This is a genomic window from Desulfobulbus propionicus DSM 2032, from assembly GCF_000186885.1.
GTDB classification, from domain to species: domain Bacteria; phylum Desulfobacterota; class Desulfobulbia; order Desulfobulbales; family Desulfobulbaceae; genus Desulfobulbus; species Desulfobulbus propionicus.
The window spans coordinates 462,796-478,271 of record NC_014972.1 but is presented as its reverse complement, the minus strand read 5'-3'; the positions used below and the strand labels follow the sequence as shown (position 1 = coordinate 478,271).

Sequence of the window (15,476 nt, the reverse complement as noted above, 5' to 3'; positions counted from 1 at the left end):
TCGTGTTTGGCTGGTTGAAAAGAATCAGATCCGCGCCCCGTTCGGACATCCACGGGGATGGCGCGGGCCGCGGCATCATGGTTTTTGAGCACACCAGCGAGGTGATCCGGTGTGAAACCCTGCTCAAGCAACAGGACATGCCGGTTCGGGTCATGGGGCCGCCTCCCGAGCTGCAAACCGGCTGCGACCTGGTCATTGAGTTCCCGCTGATCGAGGAACTGGCCATCAGGCGGATGCTTGAACGGGCGAACATTTTTCCGCTGAGCATCGTGCCGGTGACCGCGCCGCTACTCGCCCCGGTCGACCTGTTTGCGGTGACGGATTTTGGCGACTATCTCATGGTGCGCGCCGCGAACATGAAAATGACCGTGGCCAAGAACACCCTGGAAATCGTCAACATTTCCGGCGGCGGCTGCCCGGATGTCCCGTATCTGGCCAACGAGCTGGTGGGGAAAAAACTCAGCGACGCCCCCCGGCCACGCGACATTGGACATACTTTGTGCGGGTACGCACTTGAACGGGCCCATGAGGAGCTCCGGCGGCGATGCTTGGCATAGTTGGCACGATTCCTGATGCCCGCGTACCGCTGCTTCATGGGCGGGCGCGCATGCTGGATGGCCAGCTGTGGCTCGCCGACCAGCGTATTCCCATTCATCGCGGCACGCCGGCGTTGCTTGCGGCGGCGGCCAAGGCGGCTGAATATCTCGACGGTCCGGAAATTTACGCTTTCATTGCCGGAGATATCGGCACCGGGCAAGGGAGTCGGCGTGTCTATCAATTCCTCACCCAGCACGTGCAGGCGCATGACCTGCACGTGCTCACCTTTCATTACCTGCAACCCGATGTGGATTGGCACACCAAGGTGCTCTTTGCCGTCGAGGCCCTGGCCACGCCGCCGATGTTGATTGCCGATGCGGGCTTCATGTATGCGGCCAAGATGAGTGGCCAGGCGGCCAGCTATGATTTTTTCACGCCCGATGCCGGCGAGCTGGCTTTCTTGGCGGATGAAATGGCGCCGCATCCTTTTTACACAAGAGGATTCCTCCTCCATCAACACAACAAGGTTGAAGAACTGATCCATCAGGCATACCGGTACGGCAATGCCGCCACCCATCTGCTGGTGAAGGGCGGCACGGATTACATTGCGTGCAGGGATCAGGTGGTTGCCGAGGTCAGCAGCCCTTCGTTTCCGGCGATGGAGGCCATCGGGGGCACAGGTGACACGCTCACCGGATTGCTGGCCTGCTTGTGCGCATCAGGTGTTGCCCCGATCCAAGCCGCCGTTGTCGCGGCCACGGCCAATCGGCTGTGCGGCTTGTTCGCCCATCCCACTCCGGCCACGCAGGTTGCCGAGCTGATCGGGGCCATCCCGAACGCTTTGCACCACGCCCTCCAGAACCTCTCCCTCTAACGCCGCGCCGCAGCTGTTCGCCAGGTCTACCCAAGGCCGTTGGCACGGCCGAAAACGCCCCTTCTGCTCGCGGTTGGCGGTGGCAGAACCGATCTCTTGCCTTTTTTCGCGAAGTTTGTTTGGAATGATCAGACGATCAATATATCGGCCCTCGATGCGCGGCGGGCCGGACTTTTTTGCCCAATCCCCCTTCTTCCCATGCGACAACCAACCACCGGACACACCGGGGCGATCGAAGAAACCATCCGGGGCATTGTGGAGCGCGTGACCTATCACAACGCCGACAATGGGTTTTCCATCTTGCGCGTTTCCCCGTTCGCCAACCCTCTGCGGCAGGAGACGGTGGTCGTCCATCAGACCAAGGTGTTCGCCGGCGCCACCATGGAGTTCAAGGGCGCCTGGACCGCGCATCCCCAGTATGGCCGCCAATTCCAGGCCACCCAGGCGATTGAACGAAAACCGGCCACCTCGGCCGCGCTGGAAAAGTATCTGGGCTCCGGGCTCATCAAGGGGGTGGGGCCCAAGACCGCCAAACGCATTGTCGCCCACTTCGGGGAACAAACGCTTGCTGTCTTTGAAGGGGAGAAAGAACGGCTGCTCGAGGTCCCGGGGATCGCACGCAAGAAACTGGAAATGATCAGCACGGCCTGGGCGGCGCATCGGGCGATCCGTGACGTGATGATGTTCCTCCAGCAACACGGCATCAGCACGTTGTTTGCCGTCCGCATCTACAGGCAGTACGGCGACCGTGCCATCGCCTCCGTCACCGAGGATCCCTATCGGCTCGCCCAGGATATTTACGGGATCGGCTTTTTTTCCGCAGACAAGGTGGCCTTGAGTATTGGCCTGGCGGCCGATAGCCCGCAGCGCGTCATGGCGGGGATCAGACATGTGCTGGCGGCGAGCAGGGACTTCGGTCACTGTTACCTGACCGCGTCGCAAATCGAGGCCCAGGTCGGGGAGCTGTTGCACCTGGAAGTCGGTGGCCGGCTTCCCGCATTGCTTGATCAGATGGAACAGGACGGGCGGCTCATGGTCCGGCACCTTGCCGTTCCAGGACAGGGGACAGTGGCCTGTTACTACGCGAAATCGCTCTTCTTCGACGAGGTTTACGTGGCCCAGCGGGTTGCGCGCCACGGTCCCGCTCCCTCCCTCGACACACATCGGGTGAGGCATTGGATTGACCGGTACTGCGCGTCCCACACCTTATCCTTGAGCGAGGAACAGGCGGCCGCGGTCACCAAAATCGCCGGTGAACGCTTCTCGATCCTGACCGGCGGTCCGGGCTGCGGCAAGACAACCACCACCCTGGTGCTGGTGCACCTGCTTGAGGCCATGGGATTTAAGGTCGTGCTCGCCGCGCCCACGGGCCGGGCCGCCCAACGCATGGCGGAGGTGATTGGCCGGGAAGCGAAAACGATCCATCGCCTGCTGGAGTGGCAGCAGGGAACATTCAAGAAAAACGAGCAGGAACCGCTGGCGGCGGATTTTCTCATCGTCGACGAATGCTCGATGTTGGACATCAGCTTGACGGCGTCGCTGCTCAGGGCGGTGCCCCAGCACAGTCAGGTGCTCTTGATCGGCGATGCGGACCAGCTGCCATCGGTGGGTGCGGGCAACGTGTTGCACGACCTGATCGCCTCCCAACAGATCCCCTGTTTCCATCTCAGCAAGGTCTTCCGGCAGGCGCGGCAATCGCTGATCGTCCAATACGCGCATCAGATCAACAGCGGCGCGCTGCCCTCGATCGACTCACCGTTCAACAAGCCGGCATTGTGGCGGAACAAGGCGGATTGCCTCTTCATCGATGCGGTGGAAGCCACCCGGGAGCAGTTGACTTTCATCGGCAAGGTCAAACGGTTGCAGGCGCGCACCCGGGACACTCTCCCGGAGGACGAGGCAAACCTGTACGCCTTCCGGACCAATGAACCGTTGGTACCCTATGAGCCAGGATTCGTGGTGCCGAAAAAGTTCCAGCATGTCAATCTGGAGGCGATCCATGGCGCGCACACCGACATCGATGCCTTGCGCGCCGTGCTGGGCAAGGTACATCCCTGGTCAGCCCTGCATTATGGACTGACCGCCTCGGACACGGTCTGCAAGCTCTACCTGGAATGGATTCCCAAATATTTCGGACCGCATTGTGAAATCCAGGTGTTGTCGCCCATGACCCGTGGCAGCCTCGGCACCCATAGCCTTAACCGCATGCTCCAGGAAGCGGCCAATCCGCCCCGGGAAGGGAAGGCGCAGCTTACCGTGGGAGAACGGCTGTTCAGGGTGGGCGACCGGGTCATCCACCGGAAGAACAACTATGAGTTGGGCGTGTTCAACGGCGACATCGGCAGGATCACGCACCTGGACAACGAAGAGCTGACCTGTGTGGTTTCCTTTTTCCCCGATCATCGGGAGGTCGTGTATCGCAAGGAGGACATCGTCGAACTGGAACTGGCGTACGCCATCACCATTCACAAAGCCCAGGGCAGTGAATTTGAAGCGGTGATCCTCCCGGTCCTTCCGCAGCATTTCAAAATGCTCTTTCGCAATCTGATCTACACCGGCCTGACCAGGGCCCGGCGGCTGGCCGTTTTTGTGGGCACGCGCAAGGCGCTGGCCATGGCGGTGCGCAACCAAGACACCAGCAGGCGACAAACCGCTTTGGGTGAGTTGCTTGTGAACGAAGCGAAAAGGGACCGGTGACCCCGGACAAAATCGGGATTGCCAACGGCCGACACCGCACCCCTCGTCGGCCACAAAAAAACGGGGGGGAGATCCCCCCCGTCCGGGTGGTTTCGATTGTTCTTGCCTCTCGGGTCAACTTCCCCAGGGGATAACAAGGCTCGCCGCCTCGATGCGAGACGGTGACCGCCAACTTATCGCCGCGAGCGCCAGCAAGAGAGTAGCCACAGCAGGTTGAGCACCAGGAAGACGAGGAGGGCCAACAAAATCAGGCACAGGTAGCGTTCGCACTGCCACCCATCCTCGACAACAACGGGCCGGTCGTCTTCCGGCGTGCTTTCGATCACGTTCGGATCATCGACGGCGGAGGACAGGCGCGCCTCGCGCACGAACCGGGTGGTCGGCCCCTCCTGCTTGTATTCGTGGGCATCGGCGCTGACCTGCCAGTCCTTGATGTCCGCCTGGACAAGGAACTGATAGGGGCCAGCCTGGGCGGTCCCTTTGTAAACACCGGTAAAGACGCCGTCACCGGGGACATCGTCGCCATGGCCGGCGGCATCGCGGCCGCGATCAAACAGTTCGAGGGTGTCGTGCGTGCCATCCGGGCGGGTCACCCGCGCCAGGATCGGCTCGGTGGAGGTTACTGCCAGCCCCATGTTCTTGGGGTAGGCATAGATGGCGATATCGCCCTGCGGGATGACGCTTGGGTAGCGGACCCCGACCGCCAGGTGATTGGCGGGATTGCGGACAAAGGCGCGGGCAACGAAGGGGCTGGCCGTGCCGCGCGGATTGACGAAAATCCGCCAGTCACCGGGGACCGGATTGGCGACGCGCAGAAAGCGGCCCATGGTCATCTGCTGGGTGTCGTGATAATCGCCTTTGGGGTCCTGGATGACCATGTTGGCCCCGGCCTCGGGATTGGCCCACTGGAAAACGAACGAGGCCGACTGCGCGCCCTCTTCGACGAACGCGGTGGCCACCGGATCCTTGGGGGTCACCTTGGCCAGATCGCCGGTCACCGAACGGACGGGCTCGTGGGCGACGATCCGTTCGTGGAAGTCGGCGAAGGCTTCCGGCAGCCGCGCGGAGTCCGCCGAATCGACGTAGTGGCCACCGGTACCGGTGCCGATTTCCGAACACTGCGACGCCAAGCCCAAGTCGCTGCCGGTGCAGGTGACGTAGACCGGGATGCCGTCGGCGAGCAGCATGGCGATCTTGCCGTTCAGATCGGCATCGGCGTTGGCTTGCGGCGCCGGCTCGTTGTTCAGGCCATCGCTCATCAGCACGATATAAGTGTTGGCGGTCACCCCGCCAGCAGCGGTGATCAGGTCGCGGGCTTTTTGCAGACCGGCACCGATATTGGTCCGGGTGCTCGGTCCGAGGCCGTCAATGGCGTTGTTCCAGGCGGCGCGGTTTGCCCCCAGCGGCGCGATGGCCACCTCGGTCCGGCCGCTGGCAACGGCGGCGTCGCTGGCATAGGAAACGATCCCCAGTTCGGTGCCGTTCTCGGCCAGGGATACAAAATTCTTGGCCGCGACCTTGAGGCGCTCGATGCGCTTGGGAGTCTCGGCGTTCATGCTGCCGGATTCGTCAAGCACCAGCACCACCCGCACGGTGTCGTGGGTCACCACGAACTGGGTCGGGTTGACGGCGGCACCGTGGGCCGCCGGATCGGGCGCGCCGGTGGGAGCGAGGATGGTATTGGGCCAGGCCCAGACCACCTGTTCCCAGCAGGAGCGGTTATTGCGGCATTGCGACTGCTCGGTGATGTTGGTGGCGTCATGGTTGCCCCCGGTCAGGTCGGTCAGGTTGGCCGGGTTTCCCTGCCCCCAGCAGAACTCCGACTGGTTGCTGTCCATCAGACATTCGGTCTGTCCGGCGGCGGCGTCCGGACAGTCGGCGTTGCCCGTATTCGCTCCGCACCCCGGACGGCTCTCGTATTCGTCGCGCACGTCGAAGAGCAGATGGGACAGCTCGTGACCGATGAATTGGCCGACATTGGCCCCGGCGGCGTTGATATAATTGATCGACACATGCACGCTGCCGCTATTGCGCCACGAACCGGTATCCGCCATCCACCAGACGCCGCAGCGTCCATCGTTGGTGCCGGGCGTGTCGGCGCAGTCGTTGCTGATGTTGCAGGCATTGCCAATCTGGGTGCCGCCCGTGCAGGTCGCCGGGTAGACGCGGATGTCGGCCCGGGTGGTCCCGGCGGAATTGTTGTGAATGGTTGCCTGGCCGATTTCGGTCTGCCCGTCGGTCACATCGAACAGGGTGGTCGAACCGGCGCTGACCATGTTTTGGATCGTGGTGATGTCCCCGGCCGGCGCGTCGTAGTGCACGGCCACGGACAGGTTGACGATGTTGCGATCCCGGCAGGCAGCTCCCGGACAATCCGCGTCCTCATTGCAGAGGCTTCCGGCGTGTGCCCCGGCCAGGCACATGCGCCGCGCGACCGGCGCCGCCCGGCCTTCGATTTCCCCTTGCGCGGTTCCCTGGGCCCACACCCCATCAGCGCTCGGCCCGAGCATGCCCAGCAGGAAGAGCACACACCACACGCCCCGTGTTCGCTGACCAGTCGCTCCACTCATCGTGACCTCCTTATCGTGAAATATGTCAACATGAGACAACGTTCACCCGTTCGCTTGAGGCGTGCACGGCATCAACGTTGCCCCCTTGCATCCCTGGTTCCGTTCCATCACGGCGTCTTTTGTCCGAAGCCGGGCCGTCGGCCGTCACTTGCAGTACAGGATCTGGGTGTGGCGGCTGTTGCCCCGGTTGCTGTGATAGTGCCGGGTCTGCCAACTGAGCTTGACCGCATAGGCGCAGACCGGATCGGCCGCGACATTGACGGTAAAGCCCGCGCCGCCGCTCTCCCCGCCGCGGAAGAAGAAATTGCCGCTGAACGTGCCGTGGGGTAGCGGCGGGGCGTTGTGGACGATGCCGCCGTTGTTCTCGATCGTCACACTGAAGGAATTCAGGTGCGGATGATCGATGGTGTAGAGGATATGTACCTCGTTGGTGATCTTGTTGCACAGGTCGCCCATGAGCTCGGTCAGGTGCAAGGCATATTTCACCGGGGAGTTGTCGATCACCAGGCCGCCGAGGGTCTTGTTGTCGGTCGTTTTATCAACGGCCTGATCAACATCGTACACCTGGAAGCGCAGCTTGAAGCGGCGAATGGGGGCGCGTTCCGCCACCGGTACCGCCGTGCCCGCCGCCGCCAGTCCCAGGTAGTGGAGAATGTCGTAGGGAGCGGGGGTGTGGGCATGCGAATTCATGGTCATCAGCAGATAGGCGCCGACAAAGTTGTGTTCGGTCACCGTGATGTCCGCCGTGGTGCCGTCGTGCATGTCGACCTTGACAACCATGCCGAGCAGGGTGAGGCACCCGTCGCCATCGAGGTCGCCCGAGCGAACAATGACCGGTGCCGAGCGCGGATCGCCGTTGGCATCGCTGTAATAGATATACCCGACCGTGGAGTCGCAGATCGATTTCACCGGCACCAGATCGGCGTCAGCGGGGGCGTTGGGCGGGATTACCGCCGGGTCTTCCGCCCCGGGCCAGGTCCAGGCGCCGATGAGGAAACGGTATTTGAGGGCCTTGCCGTTGGCCACGTTCGTCAGCGGCATGTTGCCGTGCAGGTCGATGCAGTCGTGCATGACCAGCGACCCGCCACCGGCATAGCCTTCGGGCGAAAAATCGGTGTCGACCTCGAACTCCTCGACCCGCTCCCAATGGGGGATTTCATCGGCATCCGGCGGCACGATTTTATCCGTGCACAGCTCGATGCAAAAACAGTGGCCCACATTTTCGCGGCCGGCCTGGCGACCCGCCGAGGAACTCTCGTTGATCACCAGGCTGCCGCCGTACTCGGCCTGGAAGAAGAGGTCCGGCCCACCGGTCAGCTCGATGTTGATCCACGGTGAAAGCGGTGTTTTCTTGAAATCGGCGGAAGTGTAATAGATGCGGAACTGGCCATTGAAGTCGGTGATCGCCTCGCCAAGGGCGTCATGCTGAATCCAGTCGGCGTCAAAGGCACGGATGGTGGCGCCGGGCAGCGGCCTTCTTCCCTCGCAGGTCACGAACCTGCCACAAATCACCCAGAGGTCGAAATAGGCAAGCAGATGACACCAAAAGCGCGCGGGGATGAGGTAATCCCAGTACGGGGCGATCAGCTCATTGCCGTGCTGCGTCCATTCCGGTTTGAGCGAGGTGATGGTGAACTGCACCGTCGCCGGCTTGGCATCGGCTTTCTGCCCCGGCACCGAGGTCATCCGCACATCCACCTCAAAGGCCTCGCCAGCGTATTTGTCCTTGTCGGTACTGAGCCGAAACGCGAACTCGCCCTGCTCATCGGTGCGGGTTTCGGCTATCAGGAATCGCTCCTTGGCCGCTATCTCCGCATCGCTGAGCACCGCAAAGGTATGCTTCGGCTCTGCCTGCACCAAATTGGACACATCTTGATTGTCTCGGTGGCGATAAAGGCGCACTTGAACGCCGGCAAGCACATCGAGGCATTCCTTGCAGATATAGGCGCGAAGTTTTCCCTTGAAGATGTAGTTGGCCATGGCATTGACTCCTTTGTTGTGGTTGATGAGGCAATCTGTTTTCTTCAACAATGCGCGACCGGCATTGTTTTTCCCCACGATCCAGCGGCTTGATTCCTCTTCCCTCGCTTCAGATACAGAGAGCAACGACCGGAATTGAGGCCGACTGGTATTGTTTTCAAATCGTCGCCCGAGCAATCCACAAGGTTGCCTTGCATTTTTTTCATTAATAAAGTGATGGACGGCAAAGAACAATAGAGTGAGATTAGGTAGAAAATGCATAGTCCATGTATCAGCCCCATGACCGTCGTCGTGTCAGCCGTCTGCTGCGCGCGGTGGTGCGCGGCAATCGATCAATCGATCGGCGGCGAATGGGGCTTTTTGCGCTTCTGTCCGCAAACCCGTTGACTTTGCCGGCGGATCGTTCGATTATTGCTTCCCCTGCACCAGGGGAACATGCTGGCCGCAGGAGGTTCCAACTGGTCGGCGAAAGGCGGCGGCATTCCACCGGGTCGCCCCGCCGCCGGACAGGCGAGCGGCTGGCAACCACACCAACACGGCATAACGGAGCGGAATCAATGGCACTCATTCACTGTCATTTCTTTTCCCAGGTGCTGGGGCTGATGTCGTCCATGGAGGTACTGCTGCCCGACCCCGATCCCCTGGAGACCCAACGCGGTACGTCAGACCGCCAGAAGCGGTTTTCCACCTTGTACCTGCTCCATGGTCTGTCCGACGATCACACCGCCTGGCAACGGCGCACCGCGATCGAACGCTATCTGGAAGGCCTCAACCTGGCCGTGGTCATGCCCGCCGTGCACCGCAGTTTTTATGCGAACACGATCACCGGCCAACGCTACTGGACCTTTGTCAGCGAGGAGCTGCCGGCCATTGCCCGCCACTTTTTCCCGCTCTCCGCGGTGCGCGACCACAACTATGTGGCCGGGCTTTCCATGGGCGGCTACGGAGCCTTCAAGCTGGCCTTGACGCACCCACAGCGGTATGCGGCGGCTGCCAGTTTGTCGGGGGCGTTGGATGTCGTCCGCCTTGCCAAGGAGGAACAGGTGGCGGGGCACGGCGAGTTCCGCCACATTTTTGGCGAAATCGACGCGCTGGCCGGAGGCGGCGACGACCTCTTCACCCTCGCGGCGCGGCTGGTCGAACAGAAGCATCCGCGCCCTGACCTGTACCAGTGGTGCGGGACCGAGGATTTCCTCCACGCGGACAATGTCCGGTTCCGCGAGCATGCGGCGTCACTGGGCTTGTCGGTGTGCTATGAGGAAGGGCCAGGCGGGCACGAGTGGTCGTGCTGGGATAGGCAAATTCAGCGGGTCCTGGCTTGGCTGCCAGGAGTGGGCGGGCGATAACGGGAATTTTCTGCCCCCTTCGGGGCTGGTTCTCGGGGGCAGGAAGGGGGCGGGGGCTATGGCTTCTTTTGGTACGCCTGATAGGTATCCAGTACCTTTGCCACGTAGGTCCGGGTTTCATCGATGTCGGGCACCACGTTTTTCACCTTGCCCGGCCCGGCATTGTATGCCGCCAGGCTCAACTCCAAATTCCCGTCGTAGCTGTCGAGCAGGAATCGCAGGTATCTGGTGCCGCCGACGATATTTTCCTGGGGATCAAAGGGATCGGCGACCCGGAGGTCCTTGGCGGTCGCCGGCATCAGCTGCATCAGCCCCTGGGCCCCCTTGTCCGAGACTGCATTGGGGTCAAAATTCGACTCCGCCTTGATCACCGCCTTGACCAGCAGGGGGTCGAGCCCCTGTGCGGTGGCCGTCTTGTCGATGAAGGCTTGCAACGGCCGGGAAAGTGACCCCGTGCCCGCCAACCGGGTCCCCTTGCCGGGCTTTTGTCCCAGCTTGCGCAGCTTGCCGCCCTTGACCGGGGTATAATGGAGCTCTCCCTTGGCGTTGATATAGGCATAAACCCGCGCTTCCGCCCCGCCTGGCAGCAGACAGTGGAGCGCAAGTAAAAAAACGGCGCACACGACAAGGCACCGCCTCGGCGTCGCATTTCTATTGTGTTGTGGTGACATACCGGCTCTCTGGTTGTTTCATGGCCAATGCTGGCCGCTTGACGATATGATTTTACCGGAAAACATGCTAAGCGTAACAAGAAAAATGCGGCGTGCGGCACCTTCATCGGAATCGGCTGTTTTTGCGTTGTTGCGATCAGGGAAAACGCGTGTCCCTGACGTCTCCAGCCAAGCCGCCGCGCACCCGATTGAATCAACAAGAGAGATTCCCATGCACTCCGTGGCAACCCGTCTGCTCGCCCCTCTGCTCATACTCCTGATTCTTGCCGCCACCGCCAGAGGAACGGAACCCTTCCCCCTGGAGCCGGTGGACACCGCCAGCCCCCGCGCGACCCTCGAAAGTTTTCTCGCCCATTCGACGGCCTTTGTCCAGGCCATGCGGGCGCCATCGGCGGATCGCCGCACGATCCGGGACGAGTTGGAGAAAGCGATGCGCTGCCTCGATCTGAGCAGTGTCCCACCCAACATGGCCAACGATATCGGCCTGGAATCGGTGCTTCTTCTGCGCGAAATCCTCGACCGAATCCCTCTGCCCGCCCCGTCTGACATTCCCGATAACAGCGCGGTCAAGCAACAGCAGCTCGCCAGATGGCGGGTGCCCCACACCGAACTGCTGATCGCCAAGGTGACCAGTGGTCCGCGCGCCGACGATTTTCTGTTCGCCCCGGAAACCATCGCCCGCCTGGACGCCTTCTACACCAAGATACGGCATCGGCCCTACCAACCCGGCGCCATGGGAGGCATCTACGAACAATACATTTTCACCCCGGGCTGGCTGATTCCCCGTGGAATGATTAACGCCCTCCCCCAATGGATGAAGCGGGAAATGGTCGAGCAGGCGGTGTGGCAGTGGATCGGCCTGGTGCTGGCCCTCACCCTGGGCGGCATGCTGCTGTGGAAACTATTGCGCTGGCACCGCGCGATCAAGGACCGGGAAACCGCCCGCGTCTGGCGACTGCATCTGCTCCTCGCCCCGCTCTCCGCCATGGGGCTCTGCCTGTTTCTCCGCTTCTTCATCGACCATCAAATCAATATCACCGGAGCGGTCCTCAAAGCCACTGTCATGGGCCTTGAGTTCGCCCTCCTGATCCTGCAAGCTTGGGCCATTCTCGTTGCCGGCAGCGTGACCATGAATGGGATCATCACCTCGCAGCACATCAAGGAAGACGCCCTTGATGCCGACGTCATCCGCCTGCTGTGCCGCTTGCTCTCGTTTTCCCTGGTCTTTGTGGTCTTTTATCACGGCGGCACCTATTTCGGCCTGCCGGTGGCGGCGATCTTCACCTCCGCCGGTATCGCCGGCGTGGCGGTGGCGCTCGCCGCCCGCGAGACCTTGGCCAACTTTTTCGGCGGGGTCTCGATTTTTCTTGACCGCCCCTTTCGCACCGGCGACTTCATCGTCCTGGAAAACGGCGAGCGGGGCGAGGTCAAGGCCGTGGGCATGCGTAGCACCCGCATCCTGACGCTCGATGACATCCTGATCACCATTCCTAATTCAGTGATCACCAATGTAAAAATTGTCAACCAGAGCATGCCCAAACCCCACTACCGGTTGCGCATCCAAGTGGGGGTGGCCTACGGTTCCGATCTCGACCGGATCGAACAGGTGTTGCTGGACGTGGCGGGCGACAACCAACTGGTGATGCAACATCCGGCGCCACGGGTGCGACTGCTCAATTTCGGCGCCTCGGCGATCAACATCGAACTGCAGGCCTGGGCCATCCACCCCCAGGTGCAGGGACGCCTGACCCATGAGTTGAACACGGCCATCTACAAGCGTTTCCTGGTCGAGGGGATCGAAATTCCCTTCCCGCAACTGGATATCCACCTGCAGCCGACAGCAGTGTCGCCGGAAACCCAGACAAACCATGACATTTCCACCACCACGAATACCCATTGAAGGCGCAAGCGGCCTGTGCACAGATTGGTGTTCACAGATTCTGCTGAGACGGCACAGATTGTTAGGGAGAGTAAACATTACAGGAAGACAGCATCAAATTGGTGCTTACAATAATAAAGTAAGAGGCAGACCGATGTCCCCCCAATTCATGAGGTGGCTTTATGGATACCTTTAGTAAAGAAGACTTGATGTATGAGTATGCGTGGTCCACGTACAAAAAAGATGACCCAAGAATTTCTGGAATTCCTGATACGACGGAATTTAACCGTAAAGAGGGACAAGAAGTCCTTTTTATTATCAGCTCCCTGACCGACCACGTCGCATGGGGGGTGGAAGGGTTTGGAAGTAAGGTAGAAAAAATGATCCACGATCAACTCCCAGAGGAAATACAAAATCAAGAGGAAACGATTAGGTGGATTAAAGAAAATTGGAAGAATTCCTCTGGGGAAAAATTGAGGTAAAGAAAGGTTGCCTCTTTTTGCACCTTGCGTGCGCGATAATATCACGATTTTATACCAATCTTTTGCCCATCAACGAATCAACCGCATTTGGTTAAATTCTGCATTGGTGCGACAAACAAATAGATGATGCTGATGAACGGGTCATCGTTTCTGCATCCCCTGGCCCTTGCCTCAGCCGTCATCGATAAGTTAACCGGAAAAATCATATAACCGGTGGATAGAGATGTGATGAATGGGCCGGGGATACAGCTTGCTGTGGACAGGCAGAGGAAAGCAAATCACGCGGGATATAAGCGATCACATATAGGCAGAAACATTTTCACGAAAAAACAGAAAATCGTTCCGCTGCTGATATTAAGCCGTTTCTGGAGAACGCGACGCTAAAATCGCTTGCCTTGAGTTTCATCCTTCTATAAATTACAGCCTACCTTGGGGCGATTAACTCAGCGGGAGAGTGCCACCTTCACACGGTGGAAGTCACAGGTTCAAATCCTGTATCGCCCACCAAATGAAATTTGACGGGGTTCTTGATTTTTTCAAGAACCCTTTTTTATTTCAAGGAGTAAGCAAAAAGAGTTCCTTATGACAAGGAAACGATTTCCAAGATTCTTTGTCATAAGTCACTGACCAACACCGAAATTTATTTGCACTCTATCGGCAATCTCAGGTAACAGCCATGAAAGGCTTGGAAGGGCGATTTTCAGGCAAAAGTTCCACACCAACTCGTCGGGATTGAGTTCCGGCGAGTAAGGCGGCAAGTAGAAAAGCCGCAGTTTTCCCTTGGTTTCGGCCACAAAATTCTGCACCTCCTCCGAGCGAAAAAAAATTAACGCAAGAGGCGGCAGGATTATTCCTTTCCAAGCGGAGGTGATTTTGTACCCCGTTGAGATAGCGACAATAAAAAAGGGTTCACCGGAAACCGGTAAACCCTTGATTATTTACTCTTTACAACTGGTCGGGGCGGAGTGATTCGAACACTCGACCTCCTGCTCCCAAGGCAGGCGCGCTAACCAGGCTGCGCTACGCCCCGACGGTTGTACTCATGCGGACAGGAGGAAAAGTTATCTACACCATTCGCTATCCTCTTGCAAGCCTTTTCCCGGTTTGCCGCGAAGGAAAGAGCGGAAATCCCACCCGATGCAGCCTGCGATTTTCCTGGCCGCAACCGCTTCCGGCAGCCGAATCCAGCCTGATTTGTTCGACAATAGACTGGCGCAAAAGACGCTGGGTTTTTACAATGGCGGCAATACTTCTTTCTCCGGTGCATCACCGGTCCACACCCCAACGCATCAGGAGCGTTCATGACGTCATCCCTTCCCCCTCTTCAGCGAATCACCTTTCTCTTTATTTTCCTCCTCGCCTTGCTGATGCTCGGGGTGGTGCTTTGGCCCTTCTGGAATCAGCTGTTCGTCGCCTTTTTCCTGGCCAGCATCTTTCATCCGGCCTACAGCCGCCTGAGCTCCAAAACCAGGCCCTGGGTGGCCGCGGCCCTCACCTGCACCCTGATCACCCTGTGTGTCTTTTTGCCGTTGATGTATTGCATCAAATCCATCTCCGCCGAGATTCCGGCTGTGATCCAGCTGGGCAGGCGGACCGATATCTTCGCGCTTTTGCAGCAGACCCTGCAAAACAGCACGCTGATCCAACGAACCGGAGAGCTGCTGGCGGATTTCGGCATCAATTTCGAGGTGGCCAATATCCCCGAGCTGATGACCCGGCTGCTGACCACCGCCGGCCTGTTCGCCTCCCGCCAGGTGTCGACCTGGGCGACCGACATCATGCGATTTTTCTTCGATTTTTGCATCCTGATCGTCTGCATCTATTTTCTGTTGATTGAATACCACCGGCTGACCGCCTTCCTGCTCAAGCTGTCGCCGCTGCCCGAAGCGCAAAACAGGCTGCTGATCGACAAATTTTCCTCCATCGCCGGCACCATCCTGATCGGCAACGGTCTGAGCGGCCTTATCCAGGGGGTGTTGGGAGGCATATTTTTCGCGGCGATGGGCTTGGTGTCGCCGGTGCTCTGGGGGGTGGTGATGGGGGTGCTCGCCTTCCTGCCCATTCTCGGGGTCGGCCTGGTGCTCCTGCCGACCACGCTGATTTTCTTTCTCAAAGGCAAGTTCTGGCAGGCCGTGGTCACCCTTGTTTTTTATCTGTTCCTGACCGTGTTCATCGAATACATGTTCAAACCGAAATTCGTCGGCGCCCAGGCCCAGCTGCCGCCCATTCTGGTGCTGCTTTCGATTATCGGCGGCATGAGCATCTCCGGCGTGCTGGGCATCATTTACGGCCCGCTGGCAGTCACCGCCTTTCTCACCCTTTCCGACATGTATGTGCGCGAATATCAGCCCTATCTGGACAGCCGGGGAAGCAATGGCGATTGATCGCCCCCGCGCAACGGCGGGACGCCGAACCGTCTCTGCTTGACAGGGGGCCATCG

11 protein-coding genes, 2 tRNA genes and 1 pseudogene are annotated in these 15,476 nt (G+C 59.7%); 9 read left to right on the top strand and 5 right to left on the bottom strand.

All coding sequences use genetic code 11. The features are described 5' to 3' along the window. Nucleotides 1-2: 2 nt before the first annotated feature. The 3 genes from DESPR_RS02250 to recD2 all read left to right on the top strand — a co-directional run bounded on the left by DESPR_RS02250 (nucleotide 3) and on the right by recD2 (nucleotide 4,108). Nucleotides 3-557 (top strand): putative Se/S carrier protein, encoded by a 555-nt coding sequence (locus tag DESPR_RS02250; RefSeq protein WP_015723190.1) that lies wholly within the window; start codon nucleotides 3-5, stop codon nucleotides 555-557. After that, nucleotides 545-1,411, top strand: a complete 867-nt coding sequence (locus tag DESPR_RS02245; RefSeq protein ID WP_015723189.1) for an NAD(P)H-hydrate dehydratase — start codon at nucleotides 545-547, stop codon at nucleotides 1,409-1,411. Before DESPR_RS02250 ends, DESPR_RS02245 begins: the two co-directional genes overlap by 13 nt. 198 nt (nucleotides 1,412-1,609) lie before the next feature. Then, nucleotides 1,610-4,108 (top strand): SF1B family DNA helicase RecD2, encoded by a 2,499-nt coding sequence (gene recD2 / locus DESPR_RS02240; protein WP_015723188.1) that lies wholly within the window; start codon nucleotides 1,610-1,612, stop codon nucleotides 4,106-4,108. A 173-nt stretch (nucleotides 4,109-4,281) separates the two neighbouring features. On the opposite strand, the gene DESPR_RS02235 is transcribed toward recD2, so the two are convergent. Together DESPR_RS02235 and DESPR_RS02230 are read right to left on the bottom strand one after the other, a co-directional pair. Next, the gene (locus tag DESPR_RS02235; RefSeq protein ID WP_015723187.1) at nucleotides 4,282-6,678 is read right to left on the bottom strand and encodes a VWA domain-containing protein; all 2,397 of its coding nucleotides are present in this window, start codon (nucleotides 6,676-6,678) and stop codon (nucleotides 4,282-4,284) included. 144 nt (nucleotides 6,679-6,822) lie between these two features. Further along, a complete protein-coding gene (locus DESPR_RS02230) occupies nucleotides 6,823-8,658 on the bottom strand; it encodes a transthyretin-like family protein (RefSeq protein WP_015723186.1) in 1,836 nt (611 codons plus the stop codon). Between the two features lie 557 nt (nucleotides 8,659-9,215). On the opposite strand from DESPR_RS02230, the gene DESPR_RS02225 reads away from it, so the two are divergent. Beyond that, nucleotides 9,216-10,004, top strand: a complete 789-nt coding sequence (locus tag DESPR_RS02225; RefSeq protein WP_015723185.1) for an alpha/beta hydrolase — start codon at nucleotides 9,216-9,218, stop codon at nucleotides 10,002-10,004. Nucleotides 10,005-10,060: 56 nt separating this feature from the next. Here the strand turns inward: DESPR_RS02225 and DESPR_RS19125 are convergent, their stop codons facing one another. Continuing rightward, nucleotides 10,061-10,627 carry a lytic transglycosylase domain-containing protein gene (locus DESPR_RS19125; protein WP_015723184.1) on the bottom strand — a complete coding sequence of 189 codons (567 nt, stop codon included), beginning with the start codon at nucleotides 10,625-10,627 and terminating at the stop codon, nucleotides 10,061-10,063. A 259-nt stretch (nucleotides 10,628-10,886) separates the two neighbouring features. On the opposite strand from DESPR_RS19125, the gene DESPR_RS02215 reads away from it, so the two are divergent. The 3 genes from DESPR_RS02215 to DESPR_RS02205 all read left to right on the top strand — a co-directional run bounded on the left by DESPR_RS02215 (nucleotide 10,887) and on the right by DESPR_RS02205 (nucleotide 13,543). Further along, nucleotides 10,887-12,575: a mechanosensitive ion channel family protein gene (locus DESPR_RS02215; protein WP_015723183.1), complete on the top strand. Its 1,689-nt coding sequence runs from the start codon at nucleotides 10,887-10,889 to the stop codon at nucleotides 12,573-12,575. Nucleotides 12,576-12,736: 161 nt separating this feature from the next. Beyond that, nucleotides 12,737-13,036: a hypothetical protein gene (locus DESPR_RS02210; protein ID WP_015723182.1), complete on the top strand. Its 300-nt coding sequence runs from the start codon at nucleotides 12,737-12,739 to the stop codon at nucleotides 13,034-13,036. A gap of 432 nt (nucleotides 13,037-13,468) precedes the next feature. Beyond that, a tRNA-Val gene (locus DESPR_RS02205) sits at nucleotides 13,469-13,543 on the top strand. A gap of 200 nt (nucleotides 13,544-13,743) precedes the next feature. Here DESPR_RS02205 and DESPR_RS18870 read toward each other — a convergent pair. Beyond that, nucleotides 13,744-13,908 (bottom strand): annotated as a pseudogene (locus DESPR_RS18870) (transposase); the annotation flags it as partial. Nucleotides 13,909-13,988: 80 nt separating this feature from the next. Next, nucleotides 13,989-14,066, bottom strand: a tRNA-Pro gene (locus DESPR_RS02200). Between the two features lie 107 nt (nucleotides 14,067-14,173). Here DESPR_RS02200 and DESPR_RS18260 point away from each other — a divergent pair. Together DESPR_RS18260 and DESPR_RS02195 are read left to right on the top strand one after the other, a co-directional pair. After that, nucleotides 14,174-14,341, top strand: coding sequence for a hypothetical protein (locus tag DESPR_RS18260; RefSeq protein ID WP_169701507.1), 168 nt, complete (start codon nucleotides 14,174-14,176; stop codon nucleotides 14,339-14,341). Beyond that, a complete protein-coding gene (locus tag DESPR_RS02195; protein ID WP_015723181.1) occupies nucleotides 14,338-15,420 on the top strand; it encodes an AI-2E family transporter in 1,083 nt (360 codons plus the stop codon). Before DESPR_RS18260 ends, DESPR_RS02195 begins: the two co-directional genes overlap by 4 nt. Nucleotides 15,421-15,476: the final 56 nt, after the last annotated feature.

What these genes read in the sequence shown, in the direction of transcription:
- DESPR_RS02245 (WP_015723189.1), top strand. Translation starts at nt 545, where the DNA reads ATGCTTGGCATAGTTGGCACGATTCCTGATGCCCGCGTACCGCTGCTT.
- recD2 (WP_015723188.1), top strand. Translation starts at nt 1,610, where the DNA reads ATGCGACAACCAACCACCGGACACACCGGGGCGATCGAAGAAACCATC.
- DESPR_RS02235 (WP_015723187.1), bottom strand. Translation starts at nt 6,678, where the DNA reads ATGAGTGGAGCGACTGGTCAGCGAACACGGGGCGTGTGGTGTGTGCTC.
- DESPR_RS02230 (WP_015723186.1), bottom strand. Translation starts at nt 8,658, where the DNA reads ATGGCCAACTACATCTTCAAGGGAAAACTTCGCGCCTATATCTGCAAG.
- DESPR_RS02225 (WP_015723185.1), top strand. Translation starts at nt 9,216, where the DNA reads ATGGCACTCATTCACTGTCATTTCTTTTCCCAGGTGCTGGGGCTGATG.
- DESPR_RS02215 (WP_015723183.1), top strand. Translation starts at nt 10,887, where the DNA reads ATGCACTCCGTGGCAACCCGTCTGCTCGCCCCTCTGCTCATACTCCTG.
- DESPR_RS02210 (WP_015723182.1), top strand. Translation starts at nt 12,737, where the DNA reads ATGGATACCTTTAGTAAAGAAGACTTGATGTATGAGTATGCGTGGTCC.
- DESPR_RS18260 (WP_169701507.1), top strand. Translation starts at nt 14,174, where the DNA reads ATGCAGCCTGCGATTTTCCTGGCCGCAACCGCTTCCGGCAGCCGAATC.
- DESPR_RS02195 (WP_015723181.1), top strand. Translation starts at nt 14,338, where the DNA reads ATGACGTCATCCCTTCCCCCTCTTCAGCGAATCACCTTTCTCTTTATT.